The sequence below is a fragment of the Polaromonas sp. CT11-55 genome (assembly GCF_047303325.1).
In the GTDB taxonomy this organism is placed as follows: domain Bacteria; phylum Pseudomonadota; class Gammaproteobacteria; order Burkholderiales; family Burkholderiaceae_C; genus Polaromonas.
This window is the reverse complement of the sequence record NZ_JBKBEX010000002.1, coordinates 119,552-143,958: the sequence shown is the minus strand read 5'-3', so window position 1 is coordinate 143,958 and position 24,407 is coordinate 119,552. Positions and strand designations below refer to the sequence as shown.

23 protein-coding genes are annotated in these 24,407 nt (G+C 64.5%); 10 read left to right on the top strand and 13 right to left on the bottom strand.

Annotated features, from left to right (window positions below; genetic code table 11):
- Nucleotides 1–32 precede the first annotated feature (32 nt).
- The 3 genes from ACEN8I_RS02460 to ACEN8I_RS02450 all read right to left on the bottom strand — a co-directional run bounded on the left by ACEN8I_RS02460 (nt 33) and on the right by ACEN8I_RS02450 (nt 4,637).
- The gene (locus ACEN8I_RS02460) at nt 33–1,229 is read right to left on the bottom strand and encodes an FAD-dependent monooxygenase (protein ID WP_413325915.1); all 1,197 of its coding nucleotides are present in this window, start codon (nt 1,227–1,229) and stop codon (nt 33–35) included.
- Complete coding sequence (locus tag ACEN8I_RS02455) at nt 1,229–4,117, bottom strand: aconitate hydratase (protein WP_413325913.1); 2,889 nt, start codon at nt 4,115–4,117, stop codon at nt 1,229–1,231. Before ACEN8I_RS02455 ends, ACEN8I_RS02460 begins: the two co-directional genes overlap by 1 nt.
- Nucleotides 4,118–4,223: 106 nt before the next feature.
- The gene (locus tag ACEN8I_RS02450; protein ID WP_413325911.1) at nt 4,224–4,637 is read right to left on the bottom strand and encodes a hypothetical protein; all 414 of its coding nucleotides are present in this window, start codon (nt 4,635–4,637) and stop codon (nt 4,224–4,226) included.
- A gap of 151 nt (nt 4,638–4,788) precedes the next feature.
- Here ACEN8I_RS02450 and ACEN8I_RS02445 point away from each other — a divergent pair, with 151 nt between their 5' ends.
- On the top strand, nt 4,789–5,622 hold the full coding sequence (locus tag ACEN8I_RS02445) for a helix-turn-helix domain-containing protein (RefSeq protein ID WP_413326375.1): 834 nt from the start codon (nt 4,789–4,791) through the stop codon (nt 5,620–5,622).
- 13 nt (nt 5,623–5,635) lie between these two features.
- On the opposite strand, the gene ACEN8I_RS02440 is transcribed toward ACEN8I_RS02445, so the two are convergent.
- From ACEN8I_RS02440 to ACEN8I_RS02425, 4 genes are all read right to left on the bottom strand, one after another.
- The gene (locus ACEN8I_RS02440; protein ID WP_413325909.1) at nt 5,636–5,998 is read right to left on the bottom strand and encodes a DUF1428 domain-containing protein; all 363 of its coding nucleotides are present in this window, start codon (nt 5,996–5,998) and stop codon (nt 5,636–5,638) included.
- A 134-nt stretch (nt 5,999–6,132) separates the two neighbouring features.
- Nucleotides 6,133–7,239: an ABC transporter ATP-binding protein gene (locus ACEN8I_RS02435; protein WP_413325907.1), complete on the bottom strand. Its 1,107-nt coding sequence runs from the start codon at nt 7,237–7,239 to the stop codon at nt 6,133–6,135.
- Complete coding sequence (locus ACEN8I_RS02430) at nt 7,236–8,837, bottom strand: ABC transporter permease (protein ID WP_413325905.1); 1,602 nt, start codon at nt 8,835–8,837, stop codon at nt 7,236–7,238. Before ACEN8I_RS02430 ends, ACEN8I_RS02435 begins: the two co-directional genes overlap by 4 nt.
- Nucleotides 8,838–8,870: 33 nt before the next feature.
- Nucleotides 8,871–9,896 carry an iron ABC transporter substrate-binding protein gene (locus ACEN8I_RS02425; protein WP_413325903.1) on the bottom strand — a complete coding sequence of 342 codons (1,026 nt, stop codon included), beginning with the start codon at nt 9,894–9,896 and terminating at the stop codon, nt 8,871–8,873.
- Nucleotides 9,897–10,160: 264 nt separating this feature from the next.
- Between ACEN8I_RS02425 and ACEN8I_RS02420 the strand changes: the two genes are divergently transcribed.
- Nucleotides 10,161–10,664, top strand: coding sequence for a pyridoxamine 5'-phosphate oxidase family protein (locus tag ACEN8I_RS02420; protein ID WP_413325901.1), 504 nt, complete (start codon nt 10,161–10,163; stop codon nt 10,662–10,664).
- Nucleotides 10,665–10,714: 50 nt separating this feature from the next.
- A complete protein-coding gene (locus tag ACEN8I_RS02415) occupies nt 10,715–11,107 on the top strand; it encodes a hypothetical protein (RefSeq protein ID WP_413325899.1) in 393 nt (130 codons plus the stop codon).
- Nucleotides 11,108–11,174: 67 nt separating this feature from the next.
- Here ACEN8I_RS02415 and ACEN8I_RS02410 read toward each other — a convergent pair whose 3' ends face one another.
- From ACEN8I_RS02410 to ACEN8I_RS02385, 6 genes are read right to left on the bottom strand one after another with little or no spacing between them, the layout of a single operon-like run.
- Complete coding sequence (locus ACEN8I_RS02410; RefSeq protein ID WP_413325897.1) at nt 11,175–11,675, bottom strand: BON domain-containing protein; 501 nt, start codon at nt 11,673–11,675, stop codon at nt 11,175–11,177.
- 37 nt (nt 11,676–11,712) lie between these two features.
- Nucleotides 11,713–14,328, bottom strand: a complete 2,616-nt coding sequence (locus ACEN8I_RS02405; RefSeq protein ID WP_413325895.1) for a bifunctional aconitate hydratase 2/2-methylisocitrate dehydratase — start codon at nt 14,326–14,328, stop codon at nt 11,713–11,715.
- Between the two features lie 52 nt (nt 14,329–14,380).
- Nucleotides 14,381–15,025, bottom strand: a complete 645-nt coding sequence (locus ACEN8I_RS02400) for a hypothetical protein (protein WP_413325893.1) — start codon at nt 15,023–15,025, stop codon at nt 14,381–14,383.
- A gap of 34 nt (nt 15,026–15,059) precedes the next feature.
- Nucleotides 15,060–16,061 (bottom strand): HpcH/HpaI aldolase/citrate lyase family protein, encoded by a 1,002-nt coding sequence (locus ACEN8I_RS02395; protein WP_413325891.1) that lies wholly within the window; start codon nt 16,059–16,061, stop codon nt 15,060–15,062.
- On the bottom strand, nt 16,058–16,840 hold the full coding sequence (gene tam, locus ACEN8I_RS02390; protein ID WP_413325889.1) for a trans-aconitate 2-methyltransferase: 783 nt from the start codon (nt 16,838–16,840) through the stop codon (nt 16,058–16,060). Before tam ends, ACEN8I_RS02395 begins: the two co-directional genes overlap by 4 nt.
- Before the next feature lie 58 nt (nt 16,841–16,898).
- Nucleotides 16,899–17,885, bottom strand: coding sequence for a malate dehydrogenase (locus ACEN8I_RS02385; protein WP_007866656.1), 987 nt, complete (start codon nt 17,883–17,885; stop codon nt 16,899–16,901).
- A 302-nt stretch (nt 17,886–18,187) separates the two neighbouring features.
- On the opposite strand from ACEN8I_RS02385, the gene ACEN8I_RS02380 reads away from it, so the two are divergent.
- From ACEN8I_RS02380 to gltA, 7 genes are all read left to right on the top strand, one after another.
- Complete coding sequence (locus ACEN8I_RS02380) at nt 18,188–18,985, top strand: GntR family transcriptional regulator (RefSeq protein ID WP_413325887.1); 798 nt, start codon at nt 18,188–18,190, stop codon at nt 18,983–18,985.
- Between the two features lie 126 nt (nt 18,986–19,111).
- A complete protein-coding gene (sdhC, locus tag ACEN8I_RS02375; RefSeq protein ID WP_413325885.1) occupies nt 19,112–19,558 on the top strand; it encodes a succinate dehydrogenase, cytochrome b556 subunit in 447 nt (148 codons plus the stop codon).
- 18 nt (nt 19,559–19,576) lie between these two features.
- Nucleotides 19,577–19,942 (top strand): succinate dehydrogenase, hydrophobic membrane anchor protein, encoded by a 366-nt coding sequence (sdhD, locus tag ACEN8I_RS02370; protein ID WP_007866650.1) that lies wholly within the window; start codon nt 19,577–19,579, stop codon nt 19,940–19,942.
- Between the two features lie 48 nt (nt 19,943–19,990).
- Nucleotides 19,991–21,784: a succinate dehydrogenase flavoprotein subunit gene (gene sdhA, locus ACEN8I_RS02365; RefSeq protein ID WP_413325882.1), complete on the top strand. Its 1,794-nt coding sequence runs from the start codon at nt 19,991–19,993 to the stop codon at nt 21,782–21,784.
- Between the two features lie 49 nt (nt 21,785–21,833).
- Entirely contained in the window at nt 21,834–22,538 is a 705-nt protein-coding gene (locus ACEN8I_RS02360) for a succinate dehydrogenase iron-sulfur subunit (protein WP_413325880.1), read from the top strand.
- 24 nt (nt 22,539–22,562) lie between these two features.
- On the top strand, nt 22,563–22,871 hold the full coding sequence (locus tag ACEN8I_RS02355; RefSeq protein WP_413325878.1) for a succinate dehydrogenase assembly factor 2: 309 nt from the start codon (nt 22,563–22,565) through the stop codon (nt 22,869–22,871).
- A gap of 49 nt (nt 22,872–22,920) precedes the next feature.
- A complete protein-coding gene (gene gltA, locus ACEN8I_RS02350) occupies nt 22,921–24,231 on the top strand; it encodes a citrate synthase (protein WP_413325876.1) in 1,311 nt (436 codons plus the stop codon).
- The last annotated feature ends 176 nt before the right edge of the window (nt 24,232–24,407 follow it).

Genomic DNA, 24,407 nt, shown 5'->3' with positions numbered 1-24,407 from the left:
GATCCATCAACCCCGGGTTGTTTTTTCGATCATCAGGAGTGCCTGTTTGTCGTTCCATACAACCAGGGCAAATCCAGCACCTTCTCCCCCAGCATCTTCATCGCCATGTCCCGCCCCCACCGCACCACTCCATCGGCATGGAAGATCTGCCCATTGCGCAGCGCCCTCGCCTGCACACGCGCATTGCGTTGCCAGCGGTTGAGCGCATAACGCTGCAGCATGGTGGGCACGTCCAGGGCCGGGTCCAGCGCCTGAGCCAGGGCGCGGCCCAATTCGGCGGCGTCTTCAATCGCCATGCCCGCGCCCTGCGCCAGGTAGGGGCGCATGGGATGGGCGGCATCGCCCAGCAGGGCCACGCGGCCGACCGCATGCTGGTGGGCGCCCTGCATGGGCGCGCGGTCATGCAGCACCCACAGGCGCCAGCCTTCAATCGCCTCTATCACTTCGCGCAGGGCGGCGCAGCAGCCGGCCGTCGCGGCGGCCAGGTCGGCGGCATTGGCACTGTGGTCCCAGAGGTCAGCCTCGGCCGCAACCTCGCCGTGCACGATGGCCACCACGTTGAGCGACTCACCGCCGCGCACCGGGTACTGCACCACATGCATGCGCGGCCCCAGCCAGGCGGTGACCTGCTGGCTCCTGAGCAGCTCGGGCAGGTCTGCCTGCCGCACCAGCGCGCGGTAAGCCAGGTGGCCGGTGCGGCGCGGCAGGCCGTCGCCCAATAACTCCTGGCGCACCGTGCTCCACAGGCCGTCGGCGCCTATGAGGGCGTCGCCCTCAATGCCGGGGCCGTCGTCGGCCTGCACCGTGACGGCCTGCGTGGTCTGGCTGAAGGACTGCAGCGGGCGGCTCAGGTGCAGCTTGACGTCGGCGTTTTGCTGCACGGCCTCCAGCAGCAGGCGATGCAGATCGGCCCGGTGCAAGGTGGCATAGGGCGCACCATAGCGCTGGGCGATGTTGGCACCCAGCGGCAATTCGCCCAGCACCTGGCCCGAAATGGCGCTGCGCACCTGCAGGCGCTCAGGAAACGCGGCCACGATCTGCAGGGCGCCAGTCAGGCCCCAGCCCTGCAGCACCTTGACAACGTTGGGGCCGAGCTGAATGCCGGCGCCGACTTCGCTGAAAGCACTCGCGCGTTCAAACAGGCGAACATCCCAGCCGGCACGCGACACTGAAAGCGCCGCAGCCAATCCGCCGATGCCGCCGCCGGCTATCAGGGCTTGCCTGAACATCAAGCCAACAGTTGCCGCAACACAAAAGGCAGGATGCCGCCGTTGCGGTAGTAGTCGACCTCGATGGGCGTGTCCACGCGCAGGATCACAGTGACCTCCTCGCGCGAACCGTCGGCGCGCGTGATGACCAGCTTGGCCTCGCTTTGTGGCTTGAGCTCGGGGTGCGGGATCACGTCTATGACTTCGGTGCCGGTGAGCTTGAGGGTTTGCCACGAGTCGCCGGGCTTGAACTGCAGGGGCAGCACGCCCATGCCCACCAGGTTGCTGCGGTGTATGCGCTCGAAGCTGCGCGCCACCACGGCCTTGATGCCCAACAGCTGCGTGCCCTTGGCGGCCCAGTCGCGCGAGGAACCGGTGCCGTATTCTTCGCCGGCAAAAATCACCGTGGGCGTGCCCTCGTCCATGTACTTCATGGCGGCGTCGTAGATGAACATCTTCTCGCCACCAGGCTGGAACAACGTCACGCCGCCCTCTTCGCGCGAGCCGTCGGCGCCGGGCGGGATCATGAGGTTCTTGATGCGCACATTGGCAAAAGTGCCGCGCATCATCACGTCGTGGTTGCCGCGGCGCGCGCCATAGCTGTTGAAGTCGGCCTTCTGCACGCCGTTGGCCTGCAGCCACAGGCCAGCGGGCGAACTGGCCTTGATGGAGCCGGCTGGCGAGATGTGGTCCGTCGTGATGGAGTCGCCGAACAGCGCCATGATGCGCGCGCCCTTGACATCGACGCTACCAGCCTTGCCGGCATCCATCGCGAAGCCCTTGAAGAAAGGCGGCTCGGCGATGTAAGTGCTGGCGGGCCAGGTATAGGACGTGCCCTTGACGCCCTTGATGTTTTCCCAGAGCTTGCCGGGTTCGGTCTTGACCTTGGCGTAGTTGGCGCGAAAGGCCTTGCCGTTCATCGCGTACTTCATGAGCTTGTAGATCTCGTCGCTGCTCGGCCAGATGTCGCCGAGGTACACATCCTTGCCGCCCTTGCCTTTGCCTACGGGCTCGGTCATCAGGTCGCGCATCACCGTGCCGGCAATCGCATAAGCCACCACCAGCGGCGGGCTGGCCAGGAAATTGGCCTTGAGGTTGGGGTGTATGCGCGCCTCGAAGTTGCGGTTGCCCGAAAGCACGGCCGCGCAGACCAGGTCGCTTTTGGTAATGGCTTCGTTGAGCTCGGGCGTCAAGTCGCCGGCATTGCCTATGCAGGTGGTGCAGCCGTAGCCGGCCAGCGCGAAGCCGAGCTTTTCAAGGTAGGGCAGCAAACCGGTTTCGGTCAGGTACTCGGTCACGATGCGCGAGCCGGGCGCCAGCGAGGTCTTGATGTGCGGCTGCACCTTCAGGCCCGCCTCCACCGCCTTCTTGGCCAGCAGGCCGGCGGCCAGCAGCACGCTAGGGTTGGAAGTGTTGGTGCAGCTGGTGATGGCGGCGATCAGCACGTCGCCGTTGCCCACCGTGATGCCGGGTGCGGAATGCACGACCTCGGTCTGCGCGGTGGCGGGTGCATCGGTGGTGTTGCTGGCGCGTGCGTGCGCCAGCGTCGGGCGGTTGCCTTCCATTTCCATGACGGGCCGCGCGGCGCCCGCCGGGGTGGGCGGCGCGGAGGGCAGCGTATCCTGCCGGCCCTCGTCGGTGCGGCGCACCAGGTGGCGGGTGTTGAGCATGCCGGCGGGCTGGTTAAAACCGTTCTCGGCAATCGGCTTGCTGAACAGCGACTTGAACTGGCCGGCGACATTGCCCAGCTCAATGCGGTCCTGCGGGCGCTTGGGACCGGCCAGGCTGGGCGTGACGTCGCCCAGGTCCAGTTTCACCACATGCGAATAGTCGATCTCGCCGGCTTTCGCCACGCCGAACAGGCCCTGGGCCTTGAAGTAGGCTTCGAAGGCTTCGATCTCTTCCTTGGTGCGGCCCGTGCCCTTGAAGTAGTCAATGGTTTTTTCATCGACCGGAAAGAAACCCATGGTGGCGCCGTATTCGGGCGCCATATTGCCTATGGTGGCGCGGTCGGGCAAGGCCAGCGTGCGCGTGCCTTCACCGAAGAATTCAACAAACTTGCCGACCACTTTTTCCTTGCGCAGCTGCTCTGTCACGCGCAGCACCAGGTCGGTGGCGGTGACGCCTTCGCGCAGGCGGCCGGTCAGCTCAAAGCCGACCACGTCGGGCGTGAGGAAGTAGACCGGCTGGCCCAGCATGGCAGCCTCGGCCTCGATGCCGCCCACGCCCCAGGCGACCACGCCTATGCCGTTGATCATGGTGGTGTGGCTGTCGGTGCCCACCAGCGAATCGGGGTAGTACACGCCGCCCGCCGTTTTATGCACGCCGCGCGCCAGGTATTCGAGGTTGACCTGGTGCACGATGCCGAAGCCCGGCGGCACGACGCCGAAGGTGTCGAAGGCCTGCATGCCCCATTTCATGAACTCGTAGCGCTCGCGGTTGCGCTGGAACTCGAGCTTCATGTTGAGGTCCAGCGAATTTTTCTTGCCGTAGTAGTCGACCATGATGGAGTGGTCCACCACCAGGTCCACCGGCACCAGCGGCTCTATGGCTTTCGGGTTCTTGCCCAGCTTGAGCGCCACGCTGCGCATGGCGGCCAGATCGGCCAGCAGCGGCACGCCGGTGAAATCCTGCAGCACCACGCGCGAAACAACAAAAGGGATTTCCTCGCTGCGCTCGGCCTGGGGCAACCAGTTGGCCAGCTGGCCCACGTGCTCAGCCGTGACTTTTTTGCCGTCGCAGTTGCGCAGCACCGATTCGAGCACGATGCGCATGGACACCGGCAGGCGCGCGACTTTGGGAAATTGTTTGGCCAGTTCCGGCAGGGAGTAGAACTTGCCGGTCTTGCCGGAGGCGGTCTTGAAGCTTTTGAGCGTGGAGGGAAAAGCGTGGGGAGGCGGTTTGGCCATGGCGGACTCCTTTTTTATTGACGGCAGCCCCCATTCTGGCAGGCCCCAGGGCCCCGTGGGAGCCTGGGCCCGCATACCCTGCCCGCCTACCGAGTCTTGGGCCTTGTCACCAGGCCGGCTGCGGTGCCGCGCGGCGCAGGCCGAAGTACTGCAGTTCGGCCAGCACCGCCACCGTCAGCGCCTGCACCACCACATACGCCACGCCCAGCATGGATGGCGACACCAGCCCGCCAACCAGCAGCAGCACGCAGGCCAGCGCCCAGCCAATATTGCCCGCGACCAATACCCAGACAATGGGCCGCGGCAAGGGATTACGCGTTGAAACAAACGCAACGATGGCAGCATAGACCAGCAGGAACTCGCCGGTGTAGGCGACGAGCCCCTCGGGCAGGTTCAAGAGGCGGGCCATCGCGGCCGGGAAGGCAAGCTGCAAGACGCCGCAGGCAATGCAGGACAGCGCATCCACACGCAGCACGTTGCGCAGGAAACTGGGAGAAGACAGCACGGAACTCGAAGACATGGCAAAACTCCTGAAGCGGCGGCCGGTGATGGGATCAGCGCGCCGGGCCGCCGGGTCGGTGCGCATGGAGGTCATCATTCCCGCGCGCCAGCCGACCGTCGATAACCTGGCAGGTAATGGAAACCTGCTCACATGGCTTTACGATGGCGCCATGACCGCCAGCACCCACCACCCCAGCCGCCCGGCGCCGCGCAGCGCGCCCCAGCCCTTTGGCGACCACCTGCGCCACTGGCGCCAGCACCGGCGCCTGAGCCAGCTGGACCTGGCCCACGAGGCCGACATCTCGACGCGTCACCTGAGTTTTGTGGAAACCGGCCGCTCGGTGCCCAGCCGCGAAATGGTGCTGCGGCTGTCGGAGCGACTGGACATTCCGCTGCGCGAGCGCAATGCGCTGCTGGTGGCTGCCGGTTACGCGCCCATGTACCACGAACGCCCGCTGGACGACCCTGCCCTGGCCTCAGCCCGGCAGGCCGTGGAGCTGCTGCTCAAAAGCCATGAGCCCTACCCGGCCCTGGCGGTGGACAGGCACTGGAACCTGGTGGCGGCCAACCGCATGGTGCCGCACCTGATGGAGGGCGCCGACGCTTCGCTGCTGCAAGGGCCGGTGAATGTGTTGCGCCTGAGCCTGCACCCTTTGGGCCTGGCGCCGCGCATCGCCAACCTGCCGCAGTGGCGCACGCACATCTTTGAGCGCCTGCGCCAGCAGATTGCGGCGACGGCAGACCCGCTGCTGGCGGCCTTGCTGGAAGAGCTCAAGGCCTATCCCGTGCGTGAGGAAGCGATGGAGCACCTCGAAGGCGAGCACCCGGGTGTGGTCATGCCTTTTTTGTTCAAGACCCCCGCCGGTATGCTGAGCTTTATCAGCACCACCACCATCTTCGGCACACCGGTGGACGTGACCTTGCAGGAACTCGCCATGGAAACGTTTTTCCCGGCCGATGATTTCACGCGCCAGGCGTTGCTGGCACTAGCGGCGCAGGCTTAGACGTCAGCAGCCTTCACAACTCGACGATTGTCTTGAAGCCGCCAAAGATCATCCGCTTCCCGTCGAAGGGAAGATTCTTTGGGTCCATCATGGCTTCAAGGCGAGGGTCGGACATGACCTTTTTGTTGACGCTGTCGCGCTGCTTGCGCGACTTGTAGGTGATCCATGAGAACACCACCACTTCATCCTTCTTGAGCTTGACGCTTTGCGGAAAGGACGTGACCTTGCCCGGTTTCACATCGTCGGCAATGCACTCGGTGTACTCGATCGCGCCGTACTCCTTCCAGATCTTGCCGGCCTTGCGGGACAGTTTGCGATAGTCCTCCACTTTCTTGGCGGGGACGGCAACAATGAATCCATCAACATAACGGGCCATGGGAAATCTCCTTGTTAAAGGGCTTGTTGAAATATTGTGTACACCGTACACAATATAGCCAAAAACAGGCATTCCCTCTGCGGAAAAAGTAACAAAGCTTGTTGGCCCAGCGGGTGGGCACCTCGGCGCCGGCTTCAGGCGCTGAAAACGTGGGCCTGGCCGGCCACCGTGATGCGCACCATCGCGCCCAGTGCTGGCGCATGGATTCCCGCGCTGTGCACCAGCAGCGGTTCATCCCAGGCGGTCGACGGTACCGGCGCTGCGGCGGCCGGGCCGGTGCCGCGCACCAGGCGTACGGACAGCACACAGACCGAGCCGCCGAAATCGGTATCGGTGACCGCGCCGTAGCAGGCGCCGTCTTGCGGGCCATGCACCGCCGCTTCGGCGGGCACTTCAGCCACTTGCAACTGTTCGGGCCGCAGCATGATTTGCGCCGCGCCCCGGCGCCCGCTGTCGTTGACGGCGACACGCCCCAGCGCACAGTCGGCCCAACCGCCGGCCAGTTGCGCGGGCAGCACAATGCTGTCGCCCAGGAAGCCGGCCACGGCCGCATCACGCGGGCGCAAATACACATCGAGCGGACGGCCGGCCTGCACCAGCAGCCCTCCGCGCATCACGGCCACCTGGTCGGCAAACGAAAGCGCCTCGGCCTGGTCGTGCGTGACGAGGATGGTGGTGATGCCCGCCGCGCCCAGCAGTTGCGCCACCGCCTTGCGGGTGCTGGCGCGCAGGCCGGTATCGAGTGCCGAGAAAGGCTCGTCCAGAAGCATCAGCCGCGGCCGCTGCGCCAGCGCGCGCGCCAGCGCCACGCGCTGCTGCTGGCCGCCCGAGAGCTCATGCGGGCGGCGCGCCAGCATGGCGGTGTCGAGCGCGACCATGTCCATCAGCTCGGCAATGCGTTCGGCGCGCCGCGGCGTGTTGCGCGGCAGGCCGAAGCCGACGTTGCCCTCAATCGTGAGGTGCGGAAACAGCGCGCCGTCCTGCGGCACATAACCTATGCCGCGTTCGTGCGCGGGCACGGCCTCAGGCCCGTCGGCCAGTTGCCGGCCGCCCAGGGTGACGCGGCCTGCGTCGGGCGCTTCGAAGCCGGCGATGATGCGCAGCAGTGTGGTCTTGCCCGAACCCGAGGGGCCGACGATGGCGGTGCGGCTGCCGGGCGCGACCCTCAGGTCCACGCCGCCCAGCGCCTGCACGGGGCCGTAATGTTTGCGTATGGCCTGCAATTCCAGAGAAGTCGTCATCGTCCCGCCGTGCGTTTGGATTGTTGGTAAAGCAGCCAGGTCATGGGCAAGGAGAGCAGCACCATGATGAGCGCATAGGGCGCGGCGGCGGCATAGTCGATCTCGCTGCTGTAGGCCCAGAAAGAGGTCGCCAGCGTGCGCGTGCCGTTGGGCGCGAGCATCAGCGTGGCGGTGAGTTCATTGGTGATGCCCAGGCCCACCAGTGCCGCGCCGGCCGCCGCGCTGGGCGCGGCCAGCCGCATCGTGACGGCCCACAGCGCCTGTGCGGGCGTGCGGCCCAGGCTGCGCGCGGCCTGCTCAAGCTCCACCGGTGCCTGCGCGATGCCGGCACGCAGGCTGATCAGGGCGCGCGGCAGGAACATCAGCAAATAAGCCAGCAGCACCGTGATCGCCGTCTGGTAAATCGGCAGGCGCACGGTCACGGTGACAAGCGCCAGCGCCACCACCACACCGGGCAGCGAGCCGACCATGTAATTGCAGGCTTCCAGCACACGCTGCAGCCGGCCGGGCGAGCGAATCGACAGCCAGGCCATAGGCACAGCGGCCACGGTGGTCAGCAGCGCACCGGCCAGTGCAAGGCCCAGGGTTTGCACAAGCGACGGACCGAGTTCATCAAGGCGCCAGACGGCCGCACCGCCGGCCAGCAGCCAGCGCCCCAGCGTGAACAGCGGCACGCCCAGGGCCAGCAGGCTGAGCAGCGCGGGCAGCAACAAGCCCAGGGCGGCCATGCGGCCCAGCTTGCGTTTCAATGGCATGCGCGCCGCGCCCGTGCCCACACGCGCATAACGCTCCTTGCCGCGCGCGGCCGCCTCCAGCCCCAGCAGCGCGAAACAGCAAACCACCAGCACGCCCGAAAGCATGTTGGCAGCGGGCCCGTTGTAGGTGGACTGGAACTGGTCGACGATGGCGGTGGTGAAGGTGTCGAAGCGGATCATCACGTAAAGGCCGTACTCGGCCAGCAAGTGAAGGCCCACCAGCAGCGAACCACCGCACACCGCGAGCCGCAGCTGCGGCAACACCACACGAAAGAACACGGCCCAGGGGCCCAGGCCCAGCGAGGCGGCGCTGTCTTCCATGCCCGGGTCCAGCCGCCGCAGGGCCGCAGCCACCGGCAAATACAGAAACGGGAAATAGGCAATCAAGGAAACCATCACGCCGGCTGTGAGGCCGTGCAGGCCTGGCGCCACCGTCATCCAGGCATAGCTGTGCACAAAGGCCGGCACCGCCAGAGGCGCGACCAGCAGCCAGGCCCAGGTGCGAGCGCCGGGCAGGTCGCTGCGCTCGGTGAGCCAGGCCAGCGCCACCGCCAACACCGCGCACAGCGGCACGGTGAGCGCCACCAGCAACGCGGTATTGACCAGCAACTCCGCGACGCGCGGCCGGAAAATCAAAGCCGAGGCGGTATCCCAGCCGGTCTGTATGCCGACCCAGAGCACGAAGCCCAGCGGCAGCAAGGCCAGCAGCGACACCACCAGGGCCGCCCCACCCACCCAGGAAAGGCGCCAGCGGCCACGGTCGACCGCCGGCGCGGGGAGCAACACCGCGGCCGCCGGCTTCAGGGCGGCTTCGGCGCCGGCATCAAGGGGCAAGGCACTCACGGGAAGTGTCCGGTCAGCGGACTTGAAAACGGTTTACAGCAGGCCGGCCTGGGTCATCAGGTCGGTGACTTTTTTGCTGTTGAGTTTGGAGGGCTCAACCTTGGGCGCCTGCAGCTCGGCCAGCGGCACCAGCTTGGGATTGGACTGCGCGCCCGTGCCGACGGCGTACTCATAGGCATCGCCGGTTTTCAGAATCTCCTGGCCGCCCTTGCCGGCGATCCACTTCACAAAAGCCTGGGCTTCGGGCTGGTGCTTGCTGGAGGCCAGCACGCCGCCGCCGGAAATGCTCACAAAAGCGCCCGCATCCTGGTTGCGGAAATAGTGCAGCTGGGTGTTGTTGCTGTTCTCGCCGGTCTTGGCCTGGTCGCCGTAATAGTAGTAGTGGTAAATCACGCCGCCCTCAATCTGGCCGGCGTTGACGGCCTTGAGCACCGTACCGTTGCCTTTGTAGGGCGTGGCGTTTTCCTTCATGGCCTTAAGCCAGGCGGCAGTGGCGGCCTCGCCCTTGAGTTCGAGCAGCGCGCTCACGATGGCCTGGAAGTCTGCGCCGGAAGGCGACGCGGCCCAGCGGCCCTTCCACTCGGGCGTGGCCAGGTCCAGCATGGACTTGGGCAACTGGGCCGGCGTGAGCTTGGCCTTGTTGTAGACAAACACCGTGCTGCGCGCGGCGATCCCTATCCAGCGGCCGTGCGCGGGCCGGAAGTTGGCGGGCACTTCAGACAAGGTGGCCCCGTCCAGCGGGGCAAACAGCCCGGCGGTGTCGACCAGCGCCATGGCGGGCGAGTTCTCGGTCAGGAACACATCGGCAGGCGATGCGACGCCCTCCTGCACGATCTGGTTGCCCAGCTCGGTGTCGCTGCCGTTGCGCAACGTGACCTTGATGCCGGTTTCCTTGCTGAAGGCATCGGCCCAGGCCTTGGTCAGGCTGGCGTGCTGCGCGTTGTAGACCACGATGCCTTCCGGTGTGGGCTTGACGCCCTGGGCGGTGGCGGCCAGAGGTGCGGCCAGCAGGCCGGCGGTCAGTGTGGCGGCGACAAGGGATGGGAGGGACAATTTCATGAAACACCTTAGGGACGGAAAACGGCAAGCGTGTGGAAGGGCCACACTCATAAGCCAGCCGTAATACAAATGCGAATTACTTGTATCCGTATGGTAACCGCTTCTAACGCCCCCGGGGCCTGTCTGGCGGGTAAACGTGCACGGGCTGTGAGGCTGTGGGCCCGCGCTGACAGGCGGCCGCGACCGAGGCTTATGGGCAGGCCCCGCGTGGGGGCCTAGCATCAGCCAGATACCCGAATTTTTGAGGGTTTTGAGGGAATTCCCATGAGCACACCCAAATCCGACCACGACACCCTGTGGGAGCTGATCCAGGGCATACGCTTTGGCATGCTGACGCACCGCCATGCGAACGGCATGCTGCACGCCCATCCACTGACCACCCAGAACCAGTCGCTGGACGAGGATGCGCGGCTGTATTTCTTTATCTCGCGCAAAAGCGAGTTGGCGCAGCGCCTGCAGCAGGACGGCAACGTCAACGTGTCTTATGCCGATCCCGGCGAGGACAGCTATGTGTCGCTGTCGGGCCAGGCGCTGATCGCCGAGGACCAGGATAAAAAAGAGGAGCTCTGGTCACCGCTGGCCCGAAGCTGGTTTCCCGCCGGTGTCCACGACCCGGACCTGGCTTTGCTCGAAGTGCGCGTCCACCATGCCGAATACTGGGACGTCAAAGAAAGCAAGATGGTGCAGCTGTTCAAGATGGCCAGGGCGGCCATCACGGGCGAGCTGCCGCGCAAGCTGGGCGAGCACAAAGAGCTGCATATTCCCTGAGAACCTCCTTCCGAGCCCTTTCAAAAAAACTACACCCACGGGCCCACACCATGTCCTCCATCTCCTTTATCTCATTCAACAAAGCCACCGAACCGACCGCCCCGGACGACCTGCGCATCAACACCGCTGCGGTGCTGTATGTGGAGGCCTCGCGTCCCGATCTGGTCGGTCAGACCACCATCCACATGCTGGGCCAAGGCACCACGGTCAATGCCGTCACCGAGTCGATAGGCACAGTGGTCTCTTCCATAGGCGGGCTGGTGGCGGTTAAACGCCATTACCTGGCGCCACCGCCCGACGACGGTGCAAGCACGGTCTATGTGCAGCCGGCCAATGTCAGCCACATACGCCCCAACCTGCCGCTGGCGCCGGAGTTCTGGTATTTGAAATTTGTCGATGGTTCGGAATTGCGGGTGGCGGACCCGCTGCCGTCCGGGCTATAGCCTCCCCTCAATGAAAAAAAGCCCTGCAGGAAACTGCGGGGCTTTTTTGCATGCGCACGGGGCAAGCTCACTTCTTTTCAGCCTGCACCGGTACATAGCGCACGGGCTCATCACCCACACGCAGGTAGTTCACAACGCCCATTACGTCGTCGACCAGCCAGACGGCTTTTTCAAGCGCTTCGGACTGCTCGCGCGTCTTCACGCAGCCCTTGAGAAACACCAGCCGCCGCTCGCCCTGCACCCAGACGCTGGTGTCGTCAAACCGGCCGTCGAGCTTGATGTATTGCGACACGCGCGGAATGATCTCCTGGTCATACCAATAAGAGTTGGCCAAGCGGCAACGTCCCACCCGGTAACAGCTGCCGCCGTGCTGCGCCCGCACATGGGCCACGTCGCGCACTTCCTGCTCGGTGTAGAGCGGCCCTTCGGGAACCGGGCACTGGGCGATGGCCGAGGTGACCTGCAGGAAAGGGTCGTTGAAGGCGTTGGTGCGCGCCTCCTGGGCACCCGCGCCCGTTGCCGAAAAAAGGACAAAAAAAAGGAAGGAAAGAAGTGACGGTTTCATCATCACTTCATCCTTCCATTTCAGCTTGCGGGTGTCAAGCTCAGGCCGTGACGCCGTCCTTCACGGTATCGGCCATGTCGGTGTAGTCCTTGACCTGGTCGAAGTTGAGGTACTGGTAGACCTGCGCGCTGGCGGCCGTCAGCACGCCCATGTCGGCCATGTACTCGGCCTTGGTGGGGATGCGGCCCAGCTTGGAACAGATCGCGGCCAGCTCGGCGGAGCCGAGGTAGACGTTGGAGTTCTTGCCCAGGCGGTTCGGGAAGTTGCGGGTGGAGGTGGAAAACACCGTGGCGCCCTCCTTCACCTGCGCCTGGTTGCCCATGCACAGGCTGCAGCCCGGCATTTCCATGCGGGCGCCGGCCGAACCGAGCACGCCGTAATGGCCTTCTTCCGTGAGCTGCTTCGCGTCCATCTTGGTGGGCGGCGCCATCCACAGCTTGACCGGGATGTCGCGCTTGTTTTCGAGCAGCTTGGAGGCCGCGCGGAAATGGCCGATGTTGGTCATGCAGCTGCCGATGAAGACTTCATCGATCTTGCTACCGGCCACTTCAGCGAGGGTCTTCACGTCGTCGGGGTCGTTCGGGCAGGCCACGATGGGTTCGTGGATGTCGGCCAGGTCGATCTCGATGACGGCTGCGTATTCGGCGTCCGCATCGGCCTTGAGCAGCTGCGGATCGGCCAGCCAGGCTTCCATCGCGGCGATGCGACGCTTGATGGTGCGCACATCCGAGTAACCCGTGGCGATCATCCATTTCAGCATCGTGATGTTGCTGTTGATGTACTCGATGATGGGTTCCTTGTTCAGGTGCACCGTGCAGCCGCCGGCGGAGCGCTCGGCCGAGGCGTCGCTGAGCTCGAAAGCTTGCTCCACCTTGAGGTCGGGCAGGCCTTCAATCTCCAGGATGCGGCCCGAGAAGATGTTTTTCTTGCCCTGCTTGGCGACCGTCAGCAGGCCGGCCTTGATGGCGTACAGCGGGATCGCGTTGACCAGGTCGCGCAGCGTGATGCCGGGCTGCATCTTGCCCTTGAAGCGCACCAGTACGGATTCAGGCATGTCCAGCGGCATGACGCCGGTGGCGGCGCCGAAAGCCACCAGGCCCGAGCCCGCGGGGAAGCTGATGCCGATAGGAAAGCGCGTGTGGCTGTCGCCGCCGGTGCCCACGGTGTCGGGCAGCAGCATGCGGTTGAGCCAGCTGTGGATGATGCCATCACCGGGACGCAGCGAAATGCCGCCGCGCGTGCTAATGAACTCAGGCAGTTCGTGGTGCATCTTCACGTCGACGGGCTTGGGATAAGCCGCCGTGTGGCAGAAGGACTGCATGACCAGGTCGGAGCTGAAGCCCAGGCAGGCCAGGTCTTTGAGTTCGTCGCGGGTCATGGGGCCGGTGGTGTCTTGCGAGCCGACCGAGGTCATCTTGGGCTCGCAGTAGGTACCGGGGCGCACGCCCTGGCCTTCCGGCAGGCCGACCGCGCGGCCGACCATTTTTTGCGCCAGCGTGAAGCCGCGGCCGTTGTCTTCAGGGCTGACCGGCAGGCGGAACTGGGTGGACACGGGCAGGCCCAGCGCGAAGCGCGCCTTGGCGGTGAGGCCACGGCCGACGATCAGCGGAATGCGGCCGCCGGCGCGCACTTCGTCGAACAGCACGTCGCTCTTGAGCTTGAACTCGGCGATCACCTTGCCGTCCTTGAGCGCCTTGCCTTCGTAGGGGCGCAGCTCGATCACGTCGCCCATGTTCATCTGGCTCACGTCGAGCTCAATCGGCAGCGCGCCGGAGTCTTCCATGGTGTTGTAGAAAATCGGGGCTATCTTGCTGCCCAGGCAGACGCCGCCGAAGCGCTTGTTGGGCACGAAGGGAATGTCCTCACCGGTCCACCAGAGCACGGAGTTGGTCGCGGACTTGCGCGAGGAGCCGGTGCCGACCACGTCGCCGACATAGGCCACAAGGTTGCCTTTGGACTTGAGGTCTTCAATGAACTTGACGGGGCCGCGCTTGCCGTCTTCTTCGGGCGTGACGCCCGGGCGCGCATTCTTGTGCATCGCGAGCGCATGCAGCGGGATATCGGGACGGCTCCAGGCGTCGGGCGCGGGCGAGAGGTCGTCGGTGTTGATTTCGCCGGCCACCTTGAAGACGGTCAGCTTGATGGACTGGGGCACTTCGGGGCGGCTGGTGAACCACTCGGCGTCGGCCCAGCTTTGCAGCACGGCCTTGGCGTATTTGTTGCCCTTCTCGGCCTTTTCCTGCACGTCGTGGAACTGGTCGAACATCAGCAGGGTGTTTTTCAGGCCGCTGGCGGCTTGCGTGGCAACGCTGTCCTCAGCGTCGTCGAGCAGCGCGACCAAGGGGCTGATGTTGTAGCCGCCCAGCATGGTGCCCAGCAGTTGCGTGGCTTTTTCACGCGAGATCAGCGCGCATTTTTCCGTGCCGTGGGCCACGGCGGCCAGGTAGCTTGCCTTGACCTTGGCGGCGTCATCCACGCCGGCGGGAACGCGGTGGGTAATGAGTTCGACCAGGAAAGCTTCCTCGCCCTTGGGCGGGTTCTTCAGCAGCTCGATGACTTCGCCGGTCTGCTTGGCGGACAGCGGCAGCGGCGGGATGCCGATCACAGCGCGTTCGGCGACGTGGTTGCGGTAAGTTTGCAAGAACTCGGATGACATGCTGGTTTCTCCTGTAATCGAAATCGTGGTGTGTAAAGAAAACGGACGTTGTTTACTGGGCGGCCGAAGCGGGCTGCGCGGCAGCGGCCGGCGCATCGGAAGTAGCCGGAGCGGCGGCAGGCTTGGGCGCATCCAGCACGCTGGCGGGCGGGTTCAGCTTGATGGCTTCGGCCACTGCGAGTTGCGCCGGGCTCATGCACTCGTCGGCCAGGCGCACGCCCAGCTTCTGGTTCATCAGCATGGATTTATTGGCCAGTTGCAGCCAGACGGCGCCGGCCTTCTGGTCTTCCAGGCGGATCGCGCCGGTGGTGGTGGCCACGGGAAACATGCGGTACTTGAAGTTCTTGCCGCTGACATTGAAATAGCCGGGGGACTTGGTGTCGGCCACCAGGTCGACCGCCGCACCCAGTTCACAGGGCAGCTTGCCCACGTGAACGCGCTCGGCGATGGCCAGCTCGGCCGGCGTCAGCGCGGCTTCGGCGGCCTCAATGCCGGCGGCCACGTTCTTGGCGGCGCTCTTGAGATTGGTGCGGCTGGACGGGTTGACGACGGGCTGCTTCTTGGCGGCGGGTTTTGCGGCAGGTTTTGCCGCGGGCTTGGCGGCCGCGTCGGTCTGGGCCATGGTGAAACCGGAAGCAGCCAGCAAAACAGCGGCGGCCAGGGCGTGGACAACAGAGGGGGTGTGGAGTTTTTGCATGGGGCTTTCGTACGGGTGATGAGGTGGTGAATGTTCAGTGAAACGCGGTCTTGAAATAAGCTCGCGCCTCCGGGGGAAGCGGCCGGCCGGTCTGGTGCGCGCGCTCAAGGACCTGCCAGAAATAGCGGTAGCTCGCGCGGTCGTGCAGCTTGCCTTCAAAGCTGATGGGAGCCCAGTCTGCGCTGGCTGCGGCGGTGATTATTTTGGTAGCGTCCTCAATCTCGCCTTCGCCGGGCGCGAAGGCCTCCAGGATGGGGCGGATCTGGTTCGGATGGATGCTCCACATCCGGGTATAGCCAAGTTCGCGCGAGGCATGGCGTGCGGCAGCGGTCATGGCTTCAGTGTCATTAAATTCCGTGACAACACAATGCGAGGGCACTTTGCCATGGGCATGGCAGGCCGAGGCGATTTCCAGCTTGGCGCGCAGTACCAGCGGGTGCGTGAACTGACCCCGGCTGCTCATGCCGGCGGCGGGAATCGCCCCCGCATGGGCTGACACAAAATCCATAAGCCCGAAGCTCAGCGACTGCACGCGCGGGTGCGCCGCAATCTCAAAGGCGTTGCGCACCGCCAGCGGCGACTCGATCAGCACGTGCAAGGGCAAGTTGCCGGCGCCGGCGGCCAGCAACGCCTCTTCGGCGCGCAGCACGTCGGCCAGCGATTCGACCTTGGGCACCATGATGTGCGAGAGATGGCGCGCGAGCTTGCCGGCGATGACCGCCATGTCGGCCTCAAAAGCCGGGTGGTCGGCCGCATGCACGCGCACGGCCACACGGGCCTTGTCGCCGGCCAGGGCCGCCAGGGCCACTACCATGGCCGCGTGCTCGGCCTCGCCGCCCACGGGGGCGCCGTCCTCACAGTCCAGCGTCACGTCGAACACGCAGGCGCCGAATTCCTCGATCATCTCGGCCTGCAGCTGCAGGCTTTTACGCATGCGCGCTTCCACGCCACTGTAGTGGTCGCAGACGGGCAAAATCATGGCACCGGCCTGGGCGCCCAGCAGCACTTGCGCGGGATGAACGGCGATGGTGCTCATGGCTTGCGCTGCGCCACGATAAACATGCGAGGGAAAGCCAAAAGCAGCTTGCCATCGGTACGCACAGGGTAAGCCTTGGCAACGCGCCGCTCGTACTCGGCGAGGTAACTCGCTTGTAATTCAGGCGGGAGGCGGTCGACAAATGGCTTGAGGCCCGTCGCACGCACCCATTCCACGATCGCCGCGGCCGAAGCCATGGGGTGCTGGTAAGCCGTGCGCCAGACATCGACATGCGCGGCCTTCTCGGCCAGCAGGTCGTAATAGCGGTCTATGGAAAAGAGATCGGTGCGCAGCTTTGAATAGTCGCCTATGGCTTCGCTCCAGAGCACCTCGGCCGCCAGCTCGCGCATCAGGCGATGCGTGGGCTCGTCGCGGTTGTCCGGCATCTGGACGGCCAGTACGCCGCCGGGTGCCAGCGCGGCGAACAGCCGCGGGATCAGTGTGGCGTGGTCGGGCACCCATTGCAGGGCCGCATTCGCGTAGATGAGCTGGGGTGCATCTCCAGTCGCGGGCTGCCAATCGGCGATGTCGCTCAACTCAAAGCGCGCGGCCGGCAGGCGCTTGCGCGCGCTGGCCAGCATGGCTTCGGAGTTGTCGGTGCCCGTAACCGTGGCACCCGGAAAGCGGTGGACCAGCAACTCGGTGGAGTTGCCCGGCCCGCAGCCCAGGTCGAACACCGTGGCCGCCTGCGCCAGCGGAACCCGCGCCAGCAGCTCCTGGGCCGGGCGCGTGCGCTCGTCCTCATAGCGGCTGTAGAGTGCGGGGTTCCAGTCGCTCATGAGGGGCGGCGGTGGTGTGCGGGCAAGGTGCTGGGCGGCCTCGGTGCTGGGTACTGGTTTACAGCAGGTGCTTGACGCCGTCCTGCTCACCCTTGAGCTCGTCCAGGGTCTTGGTGATGCGTTCCTGGCTGAAGGCGTCGATTTCCAGGCCTTCGACCAGCTTGTATTCGCCGTTTTCGCAGGTCACGGGAAAGCCGAACATGATGTCCTTGGGAATGCCGTACTGGCCGTCCGAGGGGATACCCATGGTGACCCACTTGCCGTTGGTGCCCAGCGCCCAGTCGCGCATGTGGTCGATCGCGGCGTTGGCGGCCGATGCGGCCGAGGACAGGCCGCGCGCTTCAATGATGGCGGCGCCGCGCTTGCCGACGGTGGGCAGAAACACATTCGCGTTCCATTCCTGGTCGTTGATCATCTTGGCGACACTTTCGCCCTTGATGGTGGCGAAGCGGTAGTCAGCGTACATCGTGGGCGAGTGGTTGCCCCAGACGGTGAGCTTTTCAATGTCGGCCACGGGCTTGCCGGTCTTGGCGGCGATCTGGCTGGCGGCGCGGTTGTGGTCCAGGCGCAGCATGGCGGTGAAGTTCTTGCGCGGCAGGTCGGGGGCGCTCTTCATGGCGATGTAGGCATTGGTATTGGCGGGGTTGCCGACCACCAGCACCTTGACGTTGCGGCTGGCGACGGCATTGAGGGCCTTGCCCTGCGCCGTGAAGATGGCGCCGTTGACGGCCAGCAGTTCGGCGCGTTCCATGCCGGGGCCGCGCGGGCGCGAACCGACCAGCAGCGCGTAGTCGGCATCCTTGAAGGCCGTCATCGGGTCGCTGTGGGCTTCCATGCCGACGAGCAGCGGGAAGGCGCAGTCGTCGAGCTCCATCATCACGCCCTTGAGCGCTTTTTGCGGGCCTTCAACAGGCACTTCGAGCAGTTGCAAAATGACGGGCTGGTCCTTGCCGAGCATTTCGCCGGAGGCAATGCGAAACAGCAGTGCGTAACCGATTTGGCCAGCTGCACCGGTGACTGCAACACGGACGGGTTTTTTGCTCATGATCGAGGGCTCCAGGAAAGTTAAGAATCGGTTGATGAGGGGTGTGATGTGAGATGTCTGGCGCGAGCCTGGGATATTCAGGGATGGTTTGGCGGGGTTTCGCCCCTCAAAATCACCGCAAAACGGCAGGCCATGCACTGGCTCAGCCCAAGATTTTACGCTTGAAAAGTGACGGGCGTCAATTTGTCTTATGTCTTATATAAGATATGATTCGGGCTTGATTCGGAGTTTATTTCCCGGGATGCCGCGCGCCCGCTGCGGCGTCGCCGCAACCTGCCGTTAACCGCCGCCCAACTGCTGCCATGGCCATCAACACGTCCTCATTGACCGATCCCGCCGCCCTCGCCGGCGATGCAGGCGCGGCGGCGGGCGTGGCGCCGGCCTTCAGCCCGCTGTACCAGCAGATCAAGGTGCTGATCCTGCAAAGCCTGCAGGCCGGCGAATGGAAACCCGGCGAGGCCATCCCCAGCGAGATGGACCTGGCCGCGCGCTTTCGCGTGAGCCAGGGCACGGTGCGTAAAGCGATCGACGAACTGGCCGCCGAAAACCTGGTGGTGCGCCGCCAGGGCAAGGGCACCTTCGTGGCCACGCATGCCGAGCAACACGTGCAGTACCGCTTCCTGCGCCTCATGCCTGACAGCGGCGACACCAACAGCGAAGGCCCGGCCGAACGGCAGATCATCGATTGCAAGCGCCTGCGCGCGCCCGCCGACATCGCGCGTCCGCTGTCGCTGCGCACCGGCGACGCCGTGCTGCAGCTGCGCCGCGTGCTGGCCTTCCAGGGCACGCCGACCATCCTCGAAGACGTCTGGCTGCCCGGCGGCCCCTTCAAGGGCCTGACCGCCGAGCGGCTGGCCACCCACCGCGGTCCCATGTACGCGCTGTTTGAAACCGAGTTCGGCGTGCGCATGGTGCGCGCCGAGGAAAAAATCCGGGCCGTCGCGGCCGATGAAGCATCCGCAGCGCTGCTCGGCGTGCTGGTGGGCGCGCCGCTGCTCAGTGTGGAGCGCACCGCCTTTACCTACAACGACCTGCCCATGGAATTGCGCCGGGGCCTGTATCGCACCGACACCCATCACTACAAAAACGACCTTAGTTGACGGGATTCATCAAGAAGCTGCAATCGTTTGTAAGCTTATTGTTGCGTTGCAATAGAATTCGGCTGTTTAGCTGTAATTGCATCCCCGGTTACCCATCAGTTACACCCCCCACGAAAGCCTAAAAAAATGACAGAGCTGGCATCCAAACAGCGTCCCAAACGGCCCGAGTTCCGCAATATCAATGCGCTCTCCGACCTTCCTTCCTATCGTTTGCCGCCTGCAGGCTGGGTTTCCATCCTCCACCGCATCAGCGGGTTAATCATGTTCCTGCTGATGCCCTTCATCATCTGGATGTTCGACACCTCGATCTCCTCGGAGATCTCCTTCGAGAAATTCAAGGCCGCCTTCAATATCGGCATGCTGGGCCTGCCCGGCTTCCTCTGGAAGCTCGCGGCCCTGGCCCTGATATGGGCCTACCTGCACCACTTCATCGCCGGTCTGCGCCACCTCTGGATGGACGTGAGCCACGCCGCCGTCAGCAAAGAGTTTGGCAAGTCCTCCGCCATCTTCACACTGGCCGCGAGCATCGCCCTGACACTGGTCCTCGGCGCCAAGCTGTTCGGCCTTTACTGATCACAAGGAGCATAAAAAATGGCAGTTAACTACGGCTCCAAGCGCATTGTTGTCGGCGCCCACTACGGCTTGCGCGACTGGCTCGCGCAGCGCGTCACGGCGGCGCTGATGGCCCTCTTCACCGTGCTGTTGCTGGCCCAGGTCATCTTCAGCAAAGGCCCCATTGGCTACGACAAATGGGCCGGCATTTTCTCGGCGCAATGGATGAAAGTGCTGACCTTCACGGTCATCATCGCCCTGCTCTACCACGTGTGGGTCGGCATGCGCGACATCTGGATGGACTACATCAAGCCGGCCTCCATCAAGCTGGTCCTGAATGTGTTCACCATCGTCTGGCTGGTGGCCTGCGCCGGCTGGGGCATCCAGGTTCTCTGGCGCCTCTGAGCCGCCGCCCCGCAGATCCGACAAGAAGACCGACACCCCACAAAAATCATGACCGCAACTTCCCAACTCCCCAAGCGCAAATTTGACGTCGTCATCGTCGGTGCCGGCGGCTCCGGCATGCGCGCATCGCTGCAGCTGGCGCGCGCCGGCCTCAACGTGGCCGTGCTCTCCAAAGTGTTCCCCACGCGTTCCCACACCGTCGCGGCACAGGGCGGCATAGGCGCCTCGCTCGGCAACATGAGCGAGGACAACTGGCACTACCACTTCTACGACACCGTCAAGGGCTCCGACTGGCTCGGCGACCAGGACGCGATCGAATACATGTGCCGCGAAGCGCCCAAGGTCGTGTACGACCTCGAGCACATGGGCATGCCCTTCGACCGCAACCCCGACGGCACGATTTACCAGCGCCCCTTCGGCGGCCATACCGCCAACTACGGCGAAAAACCCGTGCAGCGTGCTTGCGCCGCGGCCGACCGCACCGGCCACGCCATGCTGCACACGCTGTACCAGCAAAACGTCAAGGAAAAGACCAGCTTCTTCGTCGAATGGATGGCGCTGGACCTGATCCGCGACGCCGCGGGCGACGTGGTGGGCGTGACCGCCCTCGAAATGGAAACCGGCGACGTCCACATTTTTGAAGCCAAGACCACGCTGCTGGCCACCGGCGGCGCGGGCCGCATCTTCGCCGCATCGACCAACGCCTTCATCAACACCGGCGACGGCCTGGGCATGGCGGCGCGCGCCGGCATCCCGCTGGAAGACATGGAGTTCTGGCAGTTCCACCCAACCGGCGTGGCCGGCGCCGGCGTGCTGCTGACCGAAGGCTGCCGCGGCGAAGGCGCCATCCTGCGCAACAGCAACGGCGAGCGCTTCATGGAGCGCTACGCGCCCACGCTGAAGGACCTGGCGCCGCGCGACTTCGTCTCGCGCTCCATGGACCAGGAAATCAAGGAAGGCCGCGGCTGCGGCCCCAACAAGGACTACATCCTGCTGGACATGACCCACCTGGGCGTGGACGCCATCATGAAGCGCCTGCCCTCGGTGTTCGAGATCGGCCACAACTTCGCCAACGTCGACATCACCAAGGAACCGATTCCCGTGGTGCCCACCATCCACTACCAGATGGGCGGCATCCCGACCAACATCCACGGCCAGGTTGTCACGCAGGACGCCAACAACCAGAGCCAGGTGGTCAAAGGCCTTTACGCGGTGGGCGAGTGCTCCTGCGTTAGCGTGCACGGCGCCAACCGCCTGGGTACCAACTCGCTGCTGGACCTGCTGGTCTTCGGCAAGGCCGCCGGCAACCACATCGTCGAGTTCGCCAAGACCACCACGCACAAGGCGCTGCCGGCCGACGCCGCCGACAAGACCCTGGCCCGCATCGCGCGCCTGGATAACGCGACCGACGGCGAATACGCGCAGGACGTGGCCAACGACCTGCGCGCCGCCATGCAGCAGCACGCCGGTGTGTTCCGCACCCAGGCCATCATGGACGAAGGCGTGACCAAGATCGCCGCCCTGCGCGAGCGCGTCAACCGCATCGGCCTGAAAGACAAGTCCAAGATCTTCAACACCGCGCGCATCGAGGCGCTGGAAGTGGAAAACCTGATCGAGGCCGCACAAGCCACCATCGTGTCGGCCGCCGCCCGCAAGGAAAGCCGCGGCGCACACTCGGTGGACGACTACGGCGACACCCCTGAGCACCCGAACGGCCGCAACGACACCGACTGGCACAAACACACGCTGTGGTACAGCGAAGGCAGCCGCCTGGCCTACAAGCCGGTGCAAATGAAGCCCCTGACCGTCGATTCCGTGCCGCTGAAGACGCGCACGTTCTGACACCACCGACGCACAGCCGGCCTGCGACCCCACAAGAAGCGAGAACCCCATGACCAAACGCACCTTCAAGATCTACCGCTACGACCCGGACACCGACGCCAAGCCCTACATGCAGACCATCGAGGTGGAACTCGACGGCCATGAGCGCATGCTGCTGGACGCGTTGATGAAGCTCAAGGCGCAGGACCCATCCATCAGCTTTCGCCGCTCCTGCCGCGAAGGCGTCTGCGGCTCCGATGCGATGAACATCAACGGCAAGAACGGCCTGGCCTGCCTGACCAATATGCGCACGCTGCCCGAGGTCATCATCCTCAAGCCGCTGCCGGGCCTGCCCGTGGTGCGCGACCTGATCGTCGACATGACGCAGTTCTTCAAGCAGTACAACTCGATCAAGCCCTACCTGATCAACGACAACGTGCCGCCCGAAAGAGAGCGCCTGCAGAGCCCCGAAGAGCGCGACGAGCTCAACGGCCTTTACGAGTGCATCCTGTGCGCCAGCTGCTCGACCTCCTGCCCCAGCTTCTGGTGGAACCCCGACAAGTTCGTCGGCCCGGCCGGCCTGCTTCAGGCCTACCGCTTCATCGCCGACAGCCGCGACGAAGCCACCGCCGAGCGCCTGGACAACCTGGAAGACCCCTACCGCCTGTTCCGCTGCCACACCATCATGAACTGCGTCGACGTCTGCCCTAAGGGCCTGAACCCGACGAAAGCCATCGGCAAGATCAAGGAAATGATGGTTTTGAGGACAGTCTGACCGTTCGCTGACCGACCCGCCGACATGGAAACCGCCGACGCCCTGCTCGATGAGCGCGCCCTGAGCAAGCTCAAGTGGCGCTGCCGGCGCGGCCTGCTGGAAAACGACCTGCTGATAGCGCGCTTCTTCCAGGGCCACGAGGCCACCCTGACCGTCAGGCAGGCTAAAGGGTTGAGTGATTTAATGGATTTGTCCGACAACGACCTGCTCGACCTGCTGCTAAAACGGAAGGACGCTGGCCAGCTGGCGGACGAATCGGCCAAGGCAAGCGCCTCTACTTCTGAAGCCCATGACGTTTTAAAGTTGCTGCGGCCCTCGACCCCGGCTCCGTGATTCCCAGCCCGACCCAATCTGACACTGATACGAAAGAAAGAAGCAAGAAATGAAGCTAGCTGACAACAAAGCCACCCTGTCCTTCAGCAACGGCAGCCCCAGCATTGAACTGCCGGTGTACCAGGGCAATGTCGGCCCGGACGTCGTCGACATCCGCAAGCTGTATGCCCAGACCGGCATGTTCACCTATGACCCCGGTTTCCTGTCGACCGCATCCTGCCAGTCGGCCATCACCTATATCGACGGCGACAAGGGCGAGCTGCTGTACCGCGGCTACCCCATCGAGCAGCTGGCCACCAACTGTGACTACATGGAAACCTGCCACCTGCTGCTGTACGGAGAGCTGCCCAATGTGGCGCAAAAGGCCGACTTCGTGCACCGCGTGACCAACCACACCATGGTCAACGAGCAGATGCAGTTCTTCCTGCGCGGTTTCCGCCGCGACGCGCACCCCATGGCCATCATGACCGGCCTGGTCGGTGCCCTGTCGGCCTTCTACCATGACAGCACCGACATCAACAACCCGGAACACCGCGAAATCGCCGCGATCCGCCTGATTGCCAAGATGCCGACCCTGGTCGCCATGGCTTACAAGTACACCGTGGGCCAGCCCTATATGTACCCCAAGAACCACCTGAGCTACGCCGGCAACTTCCTGCACATGATGTTCGCCACGCCGTGCGAGGAATACAAGGTCAACCCGGTGCTCGAACGCGCGCTGGACCGCATCTTCATCCTGCACGCCGATCATGAGCAGAACGCCTCCACTTCCACCGTGCGCCTGTGCGGATCCTCCGGCACCAACCCGTTTGCCGCCATCGCGGCCGGCGTGGCCTGCCTCTGGGGCCCGGCCCACGGCGGCGCCAATGAAGCGGCCCTCAACATGCTGGGCGACATCCAGAAGCAGGGCGGCGTCGAGAAAATCGGCGAATTCATCAAGCAGGTCAAGGACAAGAGCTCCGGCGTCAAGCTGATGGGCTTTGGCCACCGCGTCTACAAAAACTACGACCCGCGCGCCAAGCTCATGCAGGAAACCTGCAAGGAAGTGCTCCAGGAGATGGGCCTGGAAAACGACCCGCTGTTCAAGCTGGCAATGGCCCTGGAAAAGATTGCCCTCGAAGACGACTACTTCGTCTCGCGCAAGCTCTACCCCAACGTCGACTTCTACTCAGGCATCGTGCAGCGCGCCATCGGCATTCCCGTGCCGCTGTTCACTGCGATCTTCGCGCTGGCCCGCACCGTCGGCTGGATCGCCCAGCTCAATGAAATGATCGGCGACCCCGAGTACAAGATCGGCCGCCCGCGCCAGCTGTTCACCGGCGCCACGACCCGCCAGGTCAAGCCGCTGGCCAAGCGCTAAATAAGCCTGGCTTTGCGCAAAGCCCGCCTGATGGCAGCATCGGCGGGCTTTTTTACGCCCCGGCCGGAAAACGCCCGCCGGCAAGCGGGTCATCGCGTATTGCGATGGCAAAACCCGACTCTTAGCGGCAAAATAGCGATTCACCGTCGTCGAACGCGATGACGTCACGCATTACC